This window comes from Methylobacterium sp. AC315 (assembly GCF_979253755.1).
On the sequence record NZ_CEEDEA010000072.1, the window covers coordinates 1 to 452 of the forward strand.

Genomic DNA, 452 nt, shown 5'->3' on the forward strand with positions numbered 1-452 from the left:
GCGGGAGGGTGGGGACGAGCACGTCAGCCACGTAGGTGCGGAAGGCCTGCCCGCTTATTGCATCGTTGAGCAGCCCGGGCGCGGTGATCACATGGGTGCGCAAGGCCGCCATGACGGTCGTGGCTTTCCAATGGCCCTGGGGCACGTTCATCCGGCAGCGTTCGCCCCGTAAGGCGCGCCCGTAGCCCCGGGCCATGGCGGTGTTGGCTCGGGTCTGGTCGATGAACACGAGGCGATCCCGATCGCCACCTTTGGCGCGGTGCCGGGCGTACGCACAGGTCGGCGCGGTCGGCTGCGGCGCAGGCCCGACAAGCTTCATGCTCACGAAGGCTACGGTCATTGCCACTGCTGAGGCGCGTGCCACGCGCGAAGCATGGGACTGTCAGGAATTTCGTGTGCGGGCGGCGTGTTGAACATCAGGCCGCCATGGCCCGGGTGAAGCGCTCGCCGAA

Annotated in this window: 2 pseudogenes; one reads left to right on the plus strand and one right to left on the minus strand. The window is 67.9% G+C overall.

Features of this window, described 5'->3' with window-relative positions:
* Positions 1 to 244, minus strand: a pseudogene (locus tag AC0IY0_RS28755) (transposase); the annotation flags it as partial.
* On the opposite strand from AC0IY0_RS28755, the pseudogene AC0IY0_RS28760 reads away from it, so the two are divergent.
* A pseudogene (locus tag AC0IY0_RS28760) lies at positions 245 to 349 on the plus strand (IS5/IS1182 family transposase); the annotation flags it as partial.
* Positions 350 to 452: the final 103 nt, after the last annotated feature.